16 protein-coding genes and 1 riboswitch are annotated in these 15,198 nt (G+C 29.1%); of the genes, 15 read left to right on the plus strand and 1 reads right to left on the minus strand.

Annotated elements, in window-relative coordinates:
• Positions 1–1,653 (plus strand): SH3 domain-containing protein (locus tag QP548_RS05140; RefSeq protein ID WP_284904979.1); only part of this gene is annotated, 1,653 nt, incomplete at its 5' end.
• Positions 1,654–1,922: 269 nt separating this feature from the next.
• Positions 1,923–2,231, plus strand: a complete 309-nt coding sequence (locus tag QP548_RS05145; RefSeq protein ID WP_061428017.1) for a hypothetical protein — start codon at positions 1,923–1,925, stop codon at positions 2,229–2,231.
• Positions 2,232–2,252: 21 nt separating this feature from the next.
• Here QP548_RS05145 and QP548_RS05150 read toward each other — a convergent pair whose 3' ends face one another.
• On the minus strand, positions 2,253–3,485 hold the full coding sequence (locus QP548_RS05150) for a 3D domain-containing protein (RefSeq protein WP_061428015.1): 1,233 nt from the start codon (positions 3,483–3,485) through the stop codon (positions 2,253–2,255).
• Positions 3,486–3,704: 219 nt separating this feature from the next.
• A riboswitch (cobalamin riboswitch) is annotated at positions 3,705–3,884 on the plus strand.
• A 121-nt stretch (positions 3,885–4,005) separates the two neighbouring features.
• Here QP548_RS05150 and QP548_RS05155 point away from each other — a divergent pair.
• From QP548_RS05155 to QP548_RS05215, 13 genes are all read left to right on the plus strand, one after another.
• A complete protein-coding gene (locus tag QP548_RS05155) occupies positions 4,006–4,848 on the plus strand; it encodes a sirohydrochlorin cobaltochelatase (protein WP_061428013.1) in 843 nt (280 codons plus the stop codon).
• Entirely contained in the window at positions 4,848–5,477 is a 630-nt protein-coding gene (locus QP548_RS05160; RefSeq protein WP_003452122.1) for a precorrin-8X methylmutase, read from the plus strand. Before QP548_RS05155 ends, QP548_RS05160 begins: the two co-directional genes overlap by 1 nt.
• 17 nt (positions 5,478–5,494) lie before the next feature.
• The gene (gene cbiD, locus QP548_RS05165) at positions 5,495–6,592 is read left to right on the plus strand and encodes a cobalt-precorrin-5B (C(1))-methyltransferase CbiD (RefSeq protein ID WP_061428010.1); all 1,098 of its coding nucleotides are present in this window, start codon (positions 5,495–5,497) and stop codon (positions 6,590–6,592) included.
• Positions 6,593–6,619: 27 nt separating this feature from the next.
• Positions 6,620–7,231: a precorrin-6y C5,15-methyltransferase (decarboxylating) subunit CbiE gene (cbiE, locus tag QP548_RS05170; protein WP_061428008.1), complete on the plus strand. Its 612-nt coding sequence runs from the start codon at positions 6,620–6,622 to the stop codon at positions 7,229–7,231.
• Between the two features lie 19 nt (positions 7,232–7,250).
• Entirely contained in the window at positions 7,251–7,844 is a 594-nt protein-coding gene (cbiT, locus tag QP548_RS05175; RefSeq protein ID WP_061429441.1) for a precorrin-6Y C5,15-methyltransferase (decarboxylating) subunit CbiT, read from the plus strand.
• Complete coding sequence (locus tag QP548_RS05180; protein ID WP_003452129.1) at positions 7,844–8,506, plus strand: cobalt-factor II C(20)-methyltransferase; 663 nt, start codon at positions 7,844–7,846, stop codon at positions 8,504–8,506. Before cbiT ends, QP548_RS05180 begins: the two co-directional genes overlap by 1 nt.
• Positions 8,507–8,556: 50 nt before the next feature.
• On the plus strand, positions 8,557–9,312 hold the full coding sequence (gene cobM / locus QP548_RS05185) for a precorrin-4 C(11)-methyltransferase (protein WP_061428006.1): 756 nt from the start codon (positions 8,557–8,559) through the stop codon (positions 9,310–9,312).
• Positions 9,313–9,314: 2 nt separating this feature from the next.
• On the plus strand, positions 9,315–10,313 hold the full coding sequence (gene cbiG, locus QP548_RS05190) for a cobalt-precorrin 5A hydrolase (protein ID WP_061428004.1): 999 nt from the start codon (positions 9,315–9,317) through the stop codon (positions 10,311–10,313).
• 154 nt (positions 10,314–10,467) lie between these two features.
• Positions 10,468–11,190 carry a precorrin-3B C(17)-methyltransferase gene (cobJ, locus tag QP548_RS05195; RefSeq protein WP_003452107.1) on the plus strand — a complete coding sequence of 241 codons (723 nt, stop codon included), beginning with the start codon at positions 10,468–10,470 and terminating at the stop codon, positions 11,188–11,190.
• A gap of 18 nt (positions 11,191–11,208) precedes the next feature.
• Complete coding sequence (locus QP548_RS05200) at positions 11,209–11,973, plus strand: cobalt-precorrin-6A reductase (protein WP_061428002.1); 765 nt, start codon at positions 11,209–11,211, stop codon at positions 11,971–11,973.
• Positions 11,974–11,985: 12 nt separating this feature from the next.
• On the plus strand, positions 11,986–12,984 hold the full coding sequence (locus QP548_RS05205) for an ABC transporter substrate-binding protein (RefSeq protein ID WP_003456650.1): 999 nt from the start codon (positions 11,986–11,988) through the stop codon (positions 12,982–12,984).
• Positions 12,985–13,071: 87 nt separating this feature from the next.
• On the plus strand, positions 13,072–14,130 hold the full coding sequence (locus QP548_RS05210; protein WP_061428000.1) for a FecCD family ABC transporter permease: 1,059 nt from the start codon (positions 13,072–13,074) through the stop codon (positions 14,128–14,130).
• A 5-nt stretch (positions 14,131–14,135) separates the two neighbouring features.
• Positions 14,136–14,891 carry an ABC transporter ATP-binding protein gene (locus QP548_RS05215; RefSeq protein ID WP_061427998.1) on the plus strand — a complete coding sequence of 252 codons (756 nt, stop codon included), beginning with the start codon at positions 14,136–14,138 and terminating at the stop codon, positions 14,889–14,891.
• The last annotated feature ends 307 nt before the right edge of the window (positions 14,892–15,198 follow it).

The following is a 15,198-nucleotide window of genomic DNA, read 5'->3' on the forward strand; positions in this document are numbered from 1 at the left end:
TCAAAGATAACAATAGTAGGAGAAGAAGGAGCTTTCTATAAAATAGAATATAAAGGTTCACATGGATATGTAGCTAAGGAATACGTTAAAGATGTTACAGAAATTAATAATAGTAACCAAGGGACACAAACTCCAGAAAAACCAAGTACTCCTGAAACTACTAAAAAGACAGGAATAGTAAATGTAAGTAGTTCTCTAAATGTAAGAAGTGAAGCAAGTACAAGTAGCAAAGTTATAGGAAGCTTAAGTGGAAACTCAAAGATAACAATAGTAGGAGAAGAAGGAGCTTTCTATAAAATAGAATATAAAGGTTCACATGGATATGTAGCTAAGGAATACGTTAAAGATGTTACAGAAATTAATAATAGTAACCAAGGTACACAAACTCCAGAAAAACCAAGTACTCCTGAAACTACTAAAAAGACAGGAATAGTAAATGTAAGTAGTTCTTTAAATGTAAGAAGTGAAGCAAGTACAAGCAGTGAAGTTATAGGAAGCTTAAGTGGAAACTCAAAGGTAATAATAATAGGAGAAGAAGGAGCTTTCTATAAAATAGAGTACAAGGGCTCTCATGGATATGTGGCTAAGGAATATATTAAGGATATTAAAGATGAGATAGTAACAGAACCAGAGAAACCAAGTAACCCCGAAAATAGTAAGAAAACTGGTGTTGTAACTGCATCTAAAGGATTGAATGTAAGAAAAGAAGCTAATACTTCATCTCAAATTGTTGGAATCTTAAATAGTGGAGAAAGTGTTGAAATAATAGGAGAAGAAAATGGCTTCTATAAGATAACTTATAAAGGACAAGAAGCTTATGCATCTAAAAAGTATATAGATATTTTTGATGGTAACTCAAATGTTAATCCTGGATTAGATATAGAAAATGCTTCAAAAACAAATTATGGAGTATCACTTAACGAATATATAAAATTACAACAAAGAAACAATCCTTCAAATTATTCATATTCAGAATTTGAGAAATATATAAATCCAGCTAAGGCTACTAATAAACTACAGTTCTTAAGAATAGATAAATTCAGATCAGTTAATGTAAGTGGATTAAGTAGTAGATTAAGTAACAAGGGGGTTTTAACAGGACAAGGACAAGCTTTTGTAAACGCTGCTAGAGCCTTTAATATAGATCCTCTATACTTAGTTGCTCAATGTTTACACGAAACAGGTAATGGAACAAGTAAACTTGCAAAGGGTGTAACAATTACTGAAATTGCAGATGAAAACAGACCTATATATAATGGTAATGGTCAATTAGTAGGATATCATATGATTCCATTATCTAAGCCAGTAACAGTATATAATTTATTTGGAATAGGTGCTAAGGATAATTCATCAGTTTTCCCTAATAGAGCTTTAATATTAGGAACAACATATGCTTACAATAGAGGGTGGACAAGTATTGAAAATGCTATAAAGGGTGCTGCAGAATTTGTTTCATTAAATTATGTTCATAGTTCAAGATATGGTCAAAACACACTTTACAAGATGAGATATAATCAAAATGTATCAAATATCTGGCATCAATATGCTACAACACCATGGTATGCATCAAGTATTGCTGATATTATGAGCAGTTATCAAGATTTATATTTAGAAAATAATTTCACATTTGATGTACCTGTATTTGCAGAGTAATAATTAAAGTGATTTACAGTTTAATTAAAATAGGAGTCAACTAACTCCTATTTTTTTTATGCTATTAATTATTTTATGCTTTATCATTATGATTAAAATGACTTCTTTACAAAAAAATAAGAAATTTAATAAGGATATTATTATAGAATTTCTTTATGAATATAAAGTTTACTTACCTAATAAAATAATTAAAATCTTAAATAAGTAAATGAATAATTAAAACTTTTATTAAGTAAAATAGTAGAGAAGTATTTTTAGGAGAATAGATTTTGGAGTTTTTAGATTGGAAATTTATTTTTATAATAATAACTTTTGCTTTTATAGGACTAGTATGTATATTTAAAAAGTCAAAAGTTGGACTAACAGCAGCTTCAGTAGGAATTGTTGGAAGCTTAATTTTGTGGGGATTTTTTAAGGTAAGTATTAAAGTTAGAAATTTTTTAGATGGAGTAGGTTTAAGTTTTAAAGATCTATTAAACTTTTTATTTGTAGTTATTACTGCAATAATAGCATTTTTAGTAATTTTTATTTTTTTAAAAGCATTTAATAATTTTGGAAGTAAAATAAGAAAAAGATAAGACGAAAAGTCTTATCTTTTTTTACCATTCACCAGGATAAGCAACTATGTGTAATGTAACTTGACGTCTTCCCCAGGATATACATTCATCATGAGAATTCATATAAAGGTCAATAATATTTCCCTTTATAACTCCGCCTGTATCTGATGCTATAGCATAACCATAACCAGGGATGTACACTTTTGATCCTAAGGGAATTACACTAGGGTCAACTGCTATTGTACTTATTCCACCTGGATCTCTTACAGGTTTAAGACCCATAGCTGTTAATGTTCCTCCACTATATGCAGTTGCTTCCATAGAAAGTGTTTTCTTATATTTGCCATCGCTACTAGGTTGGTTAGAACTATTATTACTGCTAGTACTATTTGAAGAGTTAGCCGCATTATTTTTAGCAGCTTCTTCTGCTTTCTTAGCTTCTTCAGCTTTTAATGATTCAATTTTATTTTTAGCAGCTTGTACAGAATTGTTAGCTGCATCTCTAACGGAATCAATATTAAGTTGTGGTATTAATTGATTCAATGTGCTAACTGCACTTTCAAGTTCATTAATTGATGAAGATGAATTTATAACTGAAACTGAATGAGATATTAAAGACATTTCATTTTCTTTAATTACTTCTAAAACAGCCTCTTTTTGTCTATTTAATTCATCAATTTTCTTTTGTTCTTCAATCTTTTTGTTATCTAAGGTTTTAAGAGATTCCTCAGTTGAAGCTTTTAATTCTTTGAGTTCAGCTTTATCTCTCTCTAGCTTTTTAATATCACTATTAAGAGAATCTTTTTGCTCATCTAAACTGTGTATAAGATTTTTATCTAAAGCTGTAACCCTTGCTAAAGCGTCTATTCTTGTTATTAAATCTGATAAGTCTTCAGATTTAAGTAAGAAAACTATAGGATTCATAGAATCTTTACTTTTATACATGGCACGCATTCTTTTACCTAAAACAGATTGTTTTTCATCTATTTCAGTTTTTAAAGTGCTTACTTTACTTTCGGTCTCTTTTAAATTTTCTTCTGTATCTTTCATTTTAGCTTTATTATCTGCTAATTTAGCATTTAATTCTTCGATTTCATTATTAAGTTTTGACACTTGAGAGTTAAGTGAAATAACTTCATTATCTAATTGTGAATATTTTACTTTGTTCTCCTGTATAGTAGATTTCTTATCATTTACTGTATCAGCAAAAACTACATGAGTAGCTGAAAGACTAATTGCCATAGCAATTAACGCTGATAAAATTCTTTTTTGCATAAACTACACTCCTTTAGTTAAACTGTCCACAACTTAAGTGTATTTCAACCTATATTACTGAATTATAACATAAAAGTCAAATGTAACACAAATTTAACCTTTAAACCTTTAAAATATGGTAAGAAAAAATTAACAACTTAATTATACTACAAATATAAAAAAATAAGAAATTTACCTTATATTGAAATAATTAAGATTATATATTATAATTAAAAAAAATAATATTTTATATTTTTAGGTTTGATTTTAATTAAAAGGGAAAGTGGTTAGAGTCCACTACAGCCCCCGCTACTGTGATAGGATACAAGTTTCTATTTGACCACTGATTATGTAAATTGGGAAGGGAGAAATGAGGATAAGCCTTAAGTCAGGATACCTGCCTAAAGATCATGAACTAAGCTTCGGAGGGAAGAGATTAGTACTTATTTGTTCATAATTTTGAGGAATAATTACTTTGATTTGTAAGCATCTGTTCTTTGTAGCACAGATGCTTTTTATTTTAAAATTTTAGAGGTGAAATATGAAAAAAGCTATATTAGTAGTAAGTTTTGGAACAAGTCATTTAGATGCATTAAACAATTCTATAAAAAAAATAGAAGATTCAATACAAGAAAGTTTCAAAGAGTATGATATTTTTAGAAGTTTTACATCACATATGATAGTAAGAAAACTTAAAGAAAAACATAACATGGAAGTATTATTTCCAGAGGATGCTTTAAAGAATTTAGCAGAGGAAGGATATGAGGAAGTTATAGTTCAACCACTTCATATTATTCCAGGAGAAGAATTTGATTATATAAAGCATATGGTAAAGGAATATGAACCATGCTTTAAAAAGATAGAAATAGGAAGACCAATATTCCATTATGAAGGTTTTGAATCAGGTCCAGATGATTATTCATATTTCGTAGATACAATGAAAGATTTAATAGAAAAGAATTCTCCATGTGTATTTGTTGGACATGGTAGTGCTCATCCATCTAATGCTGTTTATGGATGTTTACAATCTGTTTTAATAGATAAGGACTATGAAGATGTTTTTGTAGGAACTGTAGAAGGGTATCCTAATTTTTCAAATGTCTTAAAGAAAGCTAAGAAGAAAGATATAAAAGAAATAACAATAATTCCTTTAATGGTTGTAGCTGGAGATCATGCTAAAAATGATATGGCTTCAGATGAAGAAGATTCATGGAAGAGCAGATTTGAAAGTGAAGGAATAAAGGCTAATGTTATTTTAAAAGGTTTAGGGGAATACGAAGAGTTTGGAAATTTATACATAGATAGAATTAATGATGTTATTAATGGTACATATAAAGGACTTGGAGAAACTAAAAAGAAGAAACATAGAAGGGAAATGAAATAATGGATTACATGAAAAGCCCTATGGGAATTGAAAAAAGAAGTTTTGAGATTATAGGTTCTGAAATGCATGAACATAATTTTTCAGAAGAGGAATTACAAATAGTAAAAAGAGTTATACATACTACTGCGGATTTTGAATATCAAGATTTAATAGAAATAAGTGAAGGTGCTATAGAGGCAGGAGTTTCTGCATTAAAGAATGGAGCTAAAATATATACTGATACAACAATGGCTTTATCAGGAATGAACAAAAGAGCATTAAAAGAATTAAATGCATCAGTTGAATGCTATGTTGGATTAGAAGAGGTATTTAAATTAGCTAAAGAAAAAGAAATAACTAGATCAATGGCAGGAGTTGAACTTGCAGCAAAAGAAAATGTAGATATATTTGTTTTTGGAAATGCTCCAACTGCCTTATTTAAACTTAGAGAACTCATTAAGGAAGGAAAAGCTAATCCAAAGCTTATAGTTGCAGTTCCAGTTGGTTTTGTAGGAGCTAGTGAGAGCAAAGAAGATTTAGATGAACTTGGAATTCCTTATATAAGAGTTAAGGGAAGAAAAGGTGGAAGTACAGTAGCAGCAGCTATAATAAATGCATTACTTTATATGAATTATAAAAGAGATATGTAATAAAGAAGGTAATCTAAATGTTTGATATGTATATAGAAAGCGGTGGAAAGAAACTTAGATGTGGATACACTACAGGGTCTTGTGCAGCAGCTGCTGCTAAAGCCGCCACTTATATGCTTTTTAATAAAAAAGATATAAGTGTTATAGAAATAGATACTCCTAAAAATATAAAACTTAATTTAGAAATACAAGATATACAGGCTAATAAAGATTCAATATCTTGCTCCATAGTAAAAGATGGGGGAGATGACATAGATGCTACTTCAGGCCTTGAAATATTTGCAAAGGCAGAAGAAATTGAAGAAGGCTTTGAACTATGTGGAGGAGAAGGTGTTGGAGTAGTAACTAAAGAGGGGCTTTTTGTAGAAAAAGGACAACCTGCTATAAATCCAGTACCTAGAGAAATGATAAAAAAAGAAGTCTTAAGTGTTCTTCCTAAGGATAAGGGAGTTAGAATAACAATTTTCGTTCCAAGAGGAAGAGAGATTGCTAAGAAAACATTTAACCCTAGATTAGGTATAGTTGATGGAATATCAATACTTGGTACCACAGGAATAGTTTATCCAATGTCAGAAGAGGCCTTAAAGGAATCTATAAGAATTGAAATAAGACAAAAGGCCGTAAATAATAAAGACCTTGTATTTGTATTTGGAAATATGGGAGAAAGATTCTTAAGAGAAAGAGGATATAAAAAGGATAATATAGTTGTTATATCTAATTATGTAGGTTTTTCTATAGAATGTGCCTTAGCTCAAGGAATAAAGGATTTAACTATAGTAGGTCATATTGGAAAGTTAAGCAAGATTGCCTTTGGATGTTTCAATACACATAGTAGGGTTTCAGATGTTAGATTAGAAGTTATAGCCCTAGAACTTACCTTAATGGGATATGATTTAGAACTAGTACAAAAAGTTTTAGATCAAAAAACAAGTGAGGGTGCCGTAAGACTTCTTGGAGAGGATTTTCCTATGTTATATGAAAGAATTGGAGAAAAGGTACTAAAGAGATTAGATATATATGCTTATGGTGAAGCAAACTTTAATATTCTTATGTACTATGGATCAAAGGAAATGAAGTTACTATATGAATCTAAAAATTCAAACTTGTTTGATTAAACTTAAATTAGAAAGGAATGAAGGCTTTTGGTTAAAATATTAGGATTAGGACCAGGCCATGAAGACTATATAATTCCTAAAGTTATTAAGGAACTAGAAAAAAGTGATTATATAGTTGGTTTTGAAAGAGCAATTTCTAGCTTAAAGTTTTTAAATAGTATAAATGATGAAAGATTTAAGAGAGTAAAAGGTTTAAAAGAAATAATAGAATTTCTAAATGAAAATAAGGAAAAGAGGATTTCAATAGTTGCCTCAGGAGATCCAACCTTTTATGGAATTACAAATTATATATGTAAAAATTATGAGGGAGAAGTTTCTATTGTTCCTGGAATAAGTTCTTTTCAATATTTAACATGTAGAGTTAATAAAACTTGGAATGATGCTTTTGTTGGAAGTATGCATGGAAGAGAAGAAAATTTTATAGAAGTTGTTAAGGAAAACAAGCTCTCTATTTGGTTAACAGATAAAAAAAATACTCCTTCTGAGCTAAGTAAAAGGTTAATAGAAAATTCTATAGAATGTACTATATATGTTGGAGAAAATCTTTCTTATGAAAATGAAAATATAACAATTGGAAACCCAAGAGAAATTTGCGAAAAGGATTATGGAGATTTATCTGTAATAATAATTGAAAGATAAATTTTCCTTTGGAGGATATATGAAGTTTATAAAAGATTCAGAGTTTATAAGAGGAAAATGTCCTATGACAAAAGAGGATATTAGAATCCTTACTATTAGTAAATTAGATTTAGATAAAGATTCTAATTTTTTAGATATAGGAAGTGGAACTGGTAGTATTACTATTCAAGCTTCTAAATTTATAGAAGCGGGATCTGTATTTTCCATAGAAAGAGATGAAGAAGCCATAAGAGTAACTAAGGAGAACTTAAAAAAGTTTAATTGTAATAATGTTACTCTTTTAGAGGGTGATGCTATAGAACATATGGAATCACTTTCAAAGGAAATTAAAGAAGAAAAAATCTCAAAATTTGATTCTATATTTATAGGAGGCTCTGGTGGAGGCCTTGAAAAAATTATAAATATATCAGATGAAATCTTAAAAGAGGATGGAGTTTTAGTATTAAACTTTATAACTTTAAACAATGCATATAATGCAATAGAATTTTTAAAGAAATTAGAATATAAAACAGAAATTTCTTTAGTTAACATAAGTAAAAATAGAGAAAATACATACATGATGATTAGCAATAATCCAATTTTTATTGTTAAGGCGTTTAAGGAGGAAAATTAATGGCAATATTATATGGAATAGGTGTAGGGCCAGGAGATAGTGAACTATTAACAATAAAGGCAGTAAAGGCTATTGAAAATAGTGATGTTATAGTAGCACCAAGTGCAGAAGAAGGTGGAGAGAGCATAGCATTAATAGCAGCTCAGGAATACATAAAAGAAGGAACAGAAATAGCTGTTAAACATTTCCCAATGGGAAAGAAAAACAGAGAATTAAAAGTTAAAGAGGCTTATGACTTTATTTTAGAAAAACTTAAAGAAGGAAAAAATGTAAGTTTCTTAACTATAGGAGATCCTTATGTTTATAGTACTTATATACATTTATTAAATTATGTAGAAGACCATGGTTTCCATGTAAAAACTATTCCAGGAATAACATCTTTCTGTGCTGCAGCTAGCATAGTTGATAGAACATTAGTTGTAGGTAATGAACCATTACTTGTTCTTCCAGCAGGTAGAGTACATGACATAAAAGATGAAAAGTTCGTTGTAATAATGAAAGTTTATAAAAAAGAAGAAGAAGTTTTAGATGTATTAGAAGAAAAAGGATTTGATTATGTTCTAGTTAGTAGAGCAGGTAGAGAAGGGGAAAAAGTTCTAAGAACTAGAGAAGAAATCTTAAATCATAGAGATTACATGTCTTTAATACTAGCAAGTAAATAGAGAAAAATTATAAATAAAAAATCGTATTTTATTAGGAGGCAAAGGATAAAATGTTATATTTTATAGGTGCAGGTCCAGGAGCTGTTGATTTAATAACTGTTAGAGGAAGAAATTTATTAGAAAAAGCAGATGTTGTAATATATGCAGGATCTTTAGTAAGCAAAGAACATTTAGATGTTTGTAAAGAGGGAGTTAAAATATATAACTCTGCTTCAATGACTTTAGAAGAGGTGGTTGAAGTTATAAAGGAAAATGATGGGGAAGATAAAGTAATAGTAAGACTTCACACTGGAGATCCATCAATATATGGAGCTATTAAGGAACAAATGGATGAACTAGACAAGTTCAATATACAATACGAGGTTGTACCAGGAGTAAGTTCCTTTACAGCAGCAGCTTCAGCTATAAAGAAAGAGTTTACTCTTCCATCAGTAACTCAAACTGTTATATTAACTAGAGTTGAAGGAAGAACACCAGTACCAGAAACAGAAGATTTAGAAAAGTTAGCAGGAATTGGAGCTTCTATGGCATTATTCCTTTCTATATCAATGATTGATAAGGTCGTTGAAAAATTAAAAAGAGGATATGGAAGAGAAGATGTTCCTATAGCTGTAATTTCTAGAGCAACATGGGATGATCAAGAAATAATGGTAGGAACATTAGAAAATATATCAGAAAAGGTTAAGGAAGCTGGTATAAATAAATGTGCTCAAATATTAGTTGGAGATTTCATTGACTGTAATTATGAGAAGAGTCTTCTTTATGATAAGCATTTTACTCATATGTTCAGAAAAGGAATTGAATAAATATGATTGGAATAATAAGTGTTACTGAAAAGGGAGACTTTATAGGAGATAAGCTTAAGGATTTTTTTGAAGAAAATAATATTAGCTTCAAAGGAATTTATAAAAGTAAATGTGAAGATTTTTCTTTAAAAGGAGCCACACAGGAAATGTTTGAAACTTGTAAGAATATTATTTTTATAAGTTCAACAGGAATTGCAGTGAGGGCTATAACTCCTTTTATAGTAAAAAAAGATAAGGATCCAGGGATTGTTGTGGTTGATGTAAACAATAAGTTTACTATAAGTTTAGCTGGAGGACACATTGGTGGAGCCAATGAATTAACTTTAGAAGTAAGCAAAGTTTTAAATAACACTCCAGTTATAACAACTGCCACAGATAACCAAAATAAAGTTGCACCAGACATGGTTGCTAAAAGTAATAATCTTATTATAGAAGATTTAAAAAAGGCCAAAGACATGGCTTCAAGGTTAGTAAATAATAAAAAAGTTTATTTTTTAGATGATAATAATTTAATTAAATTGCCTTTAGGCTATGAAAGTACATATTTATTAAAAGACAATACTCTTTGGATAACTAATAAGGAAAAAAGTGAAGAGGAAAATCTTAAGGGAGTTTTAAGATTAATAAGAAAAAATATATTACTTGGAGTAGGTTGCAGAAAAGGAGTGCCTTCACAAGAGTTAATAGATTTTGTCAAATCTTCCCTTAAGGATTTAAATATTGATAAGAGAGCTGTCTTGAAAATAGGATCAATAGATTTAAAAAAAGAGGAAAAGGCTATTTTAGATTTAAGTGAATATTTAAATTGTCCTTTTAAAACATTTTCTAAGGATGAGATTAAGAGTGTTCAAGATGAATTTGAAGGTAGTGATTTTGTAGAAAGATCTGTTGGAGTAAGAGCTGTATCAGAGCCAGCAGTTCTTTTAATGAATGGAAATATTATAGTAAATAAACTGAAGAAAAATGGAATGACGTTAACTATTGGAGAGCTTAAAAGGTAAAGTAAAGGAGAGTAAGCTTTATAAAGGTAGAAAAAATTCTATTAAGATAAATGTCTTAGAAATTCTTTAAAAGCGTAGTAGAAAAGTAAAAGCTTTAATAAGCTTATAACCATAATACTTTAGAAATTAAGCTACATAATAAGGAGGAATAAGAATGGGAAAATTATATGTAATTGGAATTGGACCAGGTGGATTAGATGAAATGACTTTAAGAGCAGTTAAAGCTATTGAAGAATCTGACATAATAGTTGGTTACACTAAATATATAGAAATGGTTAAAGACTTAATAAAAGATAAGGAAATCTTCAAAACTGGTATGCGTGGAGAAGAAGAAAGATGCAGAGAAGCCTTAGAACTTAGTAAGGATAAAAAAGTTGCTTTAATAAGTACTGGAGATTCAGGAATTTATGGTATGGCTGGACTTATCTTAGAGATGAGAAAAGATGAAAATGTTGAAATAATACCTGGTATTACAGCATCTAGTGCAGCAGGATCAGTTTTAGGAGCTCCTTTAATGCATGATAACTGTAACATAAGTTTAAGTGATTTAATGACTCCTTATGAGGATATAAAGAAAAGAGTTCGTTTAGCAGCAGAGGGAGATTTCGTAATTTCTCTTTACAATCCAAAGAGTAAGGGAAGACCACACTATTTAAGAGAGTGTGTTGATATAATTAAGGAATTTAGAGGAGAGGAAACTCCTATAGCAGTTGTTAGAAATGCCTTAAGAGAAGGAGAAAGTAAAGAAATATTTACTTTAAAAGACTTTAATGATGAAGTAGTTGATATGTTCTCAATAGTAATCATAGGAAACTCAAAAAGTTATATTAAAGATGGATATTTTGTAACTCCAAGAGGATATAAAATAAAAAAATAAAACTAATGGGGTGAGAATGTGATTGCACTTATATTAGGAACTTCAGAAGGAAGAGAGTTTTTACAAAAGCTTAAGGGATTTGAAGAAAAAATAGTTATATCTACAGCTACAGAATATGGTGGAGAACTTTTAAAAGAATTTAAAGTTGCATTTATGAATACAAAGCCTTTAGATGAAGAAGGACTTTTAAATTTTGCTAAAGAATTTAATTTAAAAGGAATAGTTGATGCTTCTCATCCTTATGCAAAGAATGTTAGTGAAAACACAATAAAAGTATGTAAGAAATTAAACATAGAATACATAAGATATGAAAGAAATGGTGTACTAAAAGAGTTAGACAATCCTAATATTATTAGAATAAGTGGATTAGACAAGCTTAAAGAATTAGACTCTACTATTAATGGACCAATTTTAAACACCACAGGAAGTAATGGAGTAAAGCATATATTAGAATCTTCTCTTGAAAATAGAGTTATTCATAGAGTATTACCTTCAAAAAAGGTTATGAATGATCTTATAGATTTAGGGGTTAAGATAGAAGATATAATTGCTATAAAAGGCCCTATTGGATATGAACTTAATAAGGCTTTTATAGATGAATACAAGGCAAAGGCGCTTCTAACTAAAGATAGTGGTGAAAGAGGTGGAGCTTTAGAAAAAGCAAAGGCTGCACTAGATTCAAATATTAAATTAATAATAGTTGAAAAGCCTAAGGTGGATTATGGTAGATGTTTTTATGATATAGATGAAACAGTAGAATACATTAAAAATATTTTGAAATAATAGGGGGATAAAATGAGAAGAAAAAGAATTTTAGGTTTAGCTACTATAGGATTAGTATTTTCCTTAGCTTTAGCAGGATGTACTGGAAGTTCAAAGGAAAGTACAGCTTCAAAAAACACTGAGGAAGGTTACCCAGTAACAATAAGTACATATGATCAAAGTGGAAAGGAATTTCAGGAAACTTTTGAAAGTAAACCTAAGAGAGTTATTAGTACAAATCAAACTACTACAGAAATAATGCTTGATTTAGATTTACAGGATTCCTTAGTTGGAACATCATTTATGGATAGTCCTATACTTCCAAGATTAGAAGATAAGTATAAAAATATAAATGTTCTATCAGAAACATATCCAAGTAAGGAAGCTGTTTTAGCTTTAAATCCAGATTTAATAATGGGATGGAAAAGTGTATTTTCAGATAAAAATCTAGGTTCTGTAGAATCATGGAATGAAAAAGGGGTTAAAACTTTTATTCAAAGAAACTCTGGTATTTCAAAAGAGCAGACTTTAGATGATGTTTATTATGATATAAATGATATAGGTAAGATATTTAATATAGAAGAAAAATCAACTAAATATGTTGATGATATGAAAGAAAGAATAAATAATATTTCTGAAAAGATAAAATCAGTTAAAGAACCTATGAAAGTTTTAGTAATAGAAGGTGAAGGAGAAAATAAATATAGAGTTTATGGACCTAAAACCTTAGTTTCAGATATGGTTTCAAAAGCTGGTGGTACTAATGTGGCAAAGGAATCAGGTAGTGTTGGAGTTGAGAATATAATAGAAATGAATCCAGATGCTATAGTTCTTATACATTACTTAAATCAAAATAAAGATAACAAAGAAGAAAAAGCATTATTAGAAAATCCAGCTTTAAAAAATGTAACTGCAATAAAAGAAAATAAAATAATATATACTCCTCTTTCAGAAACATATGCAGGTGGTGCAAGAACTGTAGAGGGAATAGAAAGAATAGCAAAGGGCTTATACCCAGACTTATTAAAATAAATTAAGTAAAATATAAACTCTAAGGAACTAAGCTTAAAAATAGTTTCTTAGAGTTTAATAATATATTTTAGGGAGAGATAAATAAGGTTGTTTAATTTAAGTTGGAGAAAAGACAAAAAAGTTTTCATTGCAGTTTTATTAATTTTACTTTTTATAGCATCTATAATATTAGGAATATCTTTTGGAGCTGTTGATATTCCACCTTATGATGTTTACAGAGTATTTTTATATAAGGTTTTTGGAATTAAGATTGGAAATTTAGATGAAATATTAAATAGCACTTTATTTGATATAATATGGGGAGTAAGAATGCCTAGGGTGCTTTTAGGAGCTTTTGCAGGTATGGCCTTAGCTATGGTTGGTGTAATTATGCAAGCTACTATACAAAACCCTTTAGGGGATCCTTACATACTAGGATTGTCATCTGGAGCATCTTTAGGTGCTACATTTTCAATACTAATAGGATTTTCAGGAGTATTATCAAGCTTTGGCGCACCATTAGGAGCATTTTTAGGAGCATTAATGGCATCTATATTTGTTTATTTTTTAGCGAAAATAGGTGGGCGTATAACTCCTTTTAAGATGATATTAGCTGGTATGGTTATAAGTTCTATATGTTCATCACTTACAAGCTTAATAATATTTTTATCAAAGGATAATGAAGGCATAAGAACAGTTAACTTTTGGATGATGGGAAGTTTGGCTGGAGCGGAATGGAGTAATATAGTTCTTCCCATAGCAATATCAGTTATACCACTAATATACTTTTTTACTCAATATAGAAATTTAAACTTAATGGTATTAGGAGATGAAACATCTATTACCTTAGGGTTAAATATTGAAAAGCATAGAAAAATATATATGATACTTTCATCTTTGATAACTGGAGTTATTGTATCAGTATGTGGAACTATAGGCTTTGTTGGAATTATGATTCCACACATTGTAAGACTTATATTTGGAACAGATCATAAAACTTTACTACCTTTTAGTGCTTTAGTTGGAGCTATATTTCTTATATGGGCAGATGTAATTGCTAGATGTGCTATTACTAATATGGAACTTCCTATAGGAATAATTACCTCTGTAATAGGAGCCCCTTTCTTATTATGGCTTATGGTAAAAGGAACTGGAGAAAAGGAGTAGGGATTATGATAAGATTAGAAGAGTTAGAAGTTTCTATAAACAAGAGTGAAATTATAAAGGGAGTTTCATTTCATGTTAATAAGGGGGATTTTGTTGGTCTTATAGGGCCAAATGGAAGCGGAAAATCAACTATATTAAAAACTATATATAAGTTAATTGATAAAAAATGTGGTGCAATATACATAAATGGTAAAGAAATAGACAGTATTAGTATAAAGTCAATGGCAAGAGAATTAGCAGTAGTAAGCCAATTTAATCAATATAATTTTAGCTTTAAGGTTAAAGATATTGTTCTTATGGGAAGAAATCCATATAAAAGGACTTTTCAATTAGACAATAAAGAAGATTATGACATAGTAAGAGAAGCTTTAGAAAAGGTCAATATGCTTCAATATAAGGATAGAGACTTTCTAAATCTTTCAGGAGGAGAAAAACAAAGGGTATTATTAGCAAGAGCCTTAGCACAAAAAACAGAAATTCTTTTATTAGATGAACCTACAAATCATTTAGATATTAAGTATCAAATAGAAATAATGAACATAGTTAAAGAGTTAAATATAACCGTATTGGCTGCACTTCATGATATGAATTTAGTTTCAGCGTACTGTAATAAAGTATATATGATTGATAAAGGAAAATTAGTTTATGGAGGAGAAACAAAAGAAGTTTTAACTCCTAAAAATATAAAAGAAGTTTTTGGTGTTGAATGTGAAATAGGAGAAAATTCAAAGGGACATATAACAATAAACTTTTTATTTTAGATAATGACTCTGTTTTAAGCTTATAACTTAAGGCAGAGTTTTTATTTACTATTAATTGTATTGAAAAATTATTAATAAAATGTAAAAAACTAAATTATATATTGAAAAATAATATTAATTTAAATATAATCTAATAAAATAAAACTATTCTTTAAATATAGTCCAGAGAGGCTACAAGAATTAATTATTTAGATTGTAAATAAAAATTTTATTTATTTTAAAGAATTAACTTCTTGCCTGTAATCTCTTTGGTAAGAAGTTTTATTTTTACCTTTTTAAATCAGTCCCGTGAGGCTGAAAAAAGGAG

The organism is Clostridium sp. UMB9555A (genome assembly GCF_030222355.1).
GTDB classification, from domain to species: Bacteria; Bacillota; Clostridia; order Clostridiales; family Clostridiaceae; genus Sarcina; species Sarcina perfringens.

Coding starts and splice junctions, on each gene's coding strand:
- cbiT (WP_061429441.1), top strand. CDS start 7,251: ATGAAGTTTATAAAAGATTCAGAGTTTATAAGAGGAAAATGTCCTATG.
- QP548_RS05180 (WP_003452129.1), top strand. CDS start 7,844: ATGGCAATATTATATGGAATAGGTGTAGGGCCAGGAGATAGTGAACTA.
- cbiD (WP_061428010.1), top strand. CDS start 5,495: ATGTTTGATATGTATATAGAAAGCGGTGGAAAGAAACTTAGATGTGGA.
- cobM (WP_061428006.1), top strand. CDS start 8,557: ATGTTATATTTTATAGGTGCAGGTCCAGGAGCTGTTGATTTAATAACT.
- QP548_RS05150 (WP_061428015.1), bottom strand. CDS start 3,485: ATGCAAAAAAGAATTTTATCAGCGTTAATTGCTATGGCAATTAGTCTT.
- QP548_RS05155 (WP_061428013.1), top strand. CDS start 4,006: ATGAAAAAAGCTATATTAGTAGTAAGTTTTGGAACAAGTCATTTAGAT.
- QP548_RS05160 (WP_003452122.1), top strand. CDS start 4,848: ATGGATTACATGAAAAGCCCTATGGGAATTGAAAAAAGAAGTTTTGAG.
- QP548_RS05205 (WP_003456650.1), top strand. CDS start 11,986: ATGAGAAGAAAAAGAATTTTAGGTTTAGCTACTATAGGATTAGTATTT.
- QP548_RS05215 (WP_061427998.1), top strand. CDS start 14,136: ATGATAAGATTAGAAGAGTTAGAAGTTTCTATAAACAAGAGTGAAATT.
- cobJ (WP_003452107.1), top strand. CDS start 10,468: ATGGGAAAATTATATGTAATTGGAATTGGACCAGGTGGATTAGATGAA.
- cbiG (WP_061428004.1), top strand. CDS start 9,315: ATGATTGGAATAATAAGTGTTACTGAAAAGGGAGACTTTATAGGAGAT.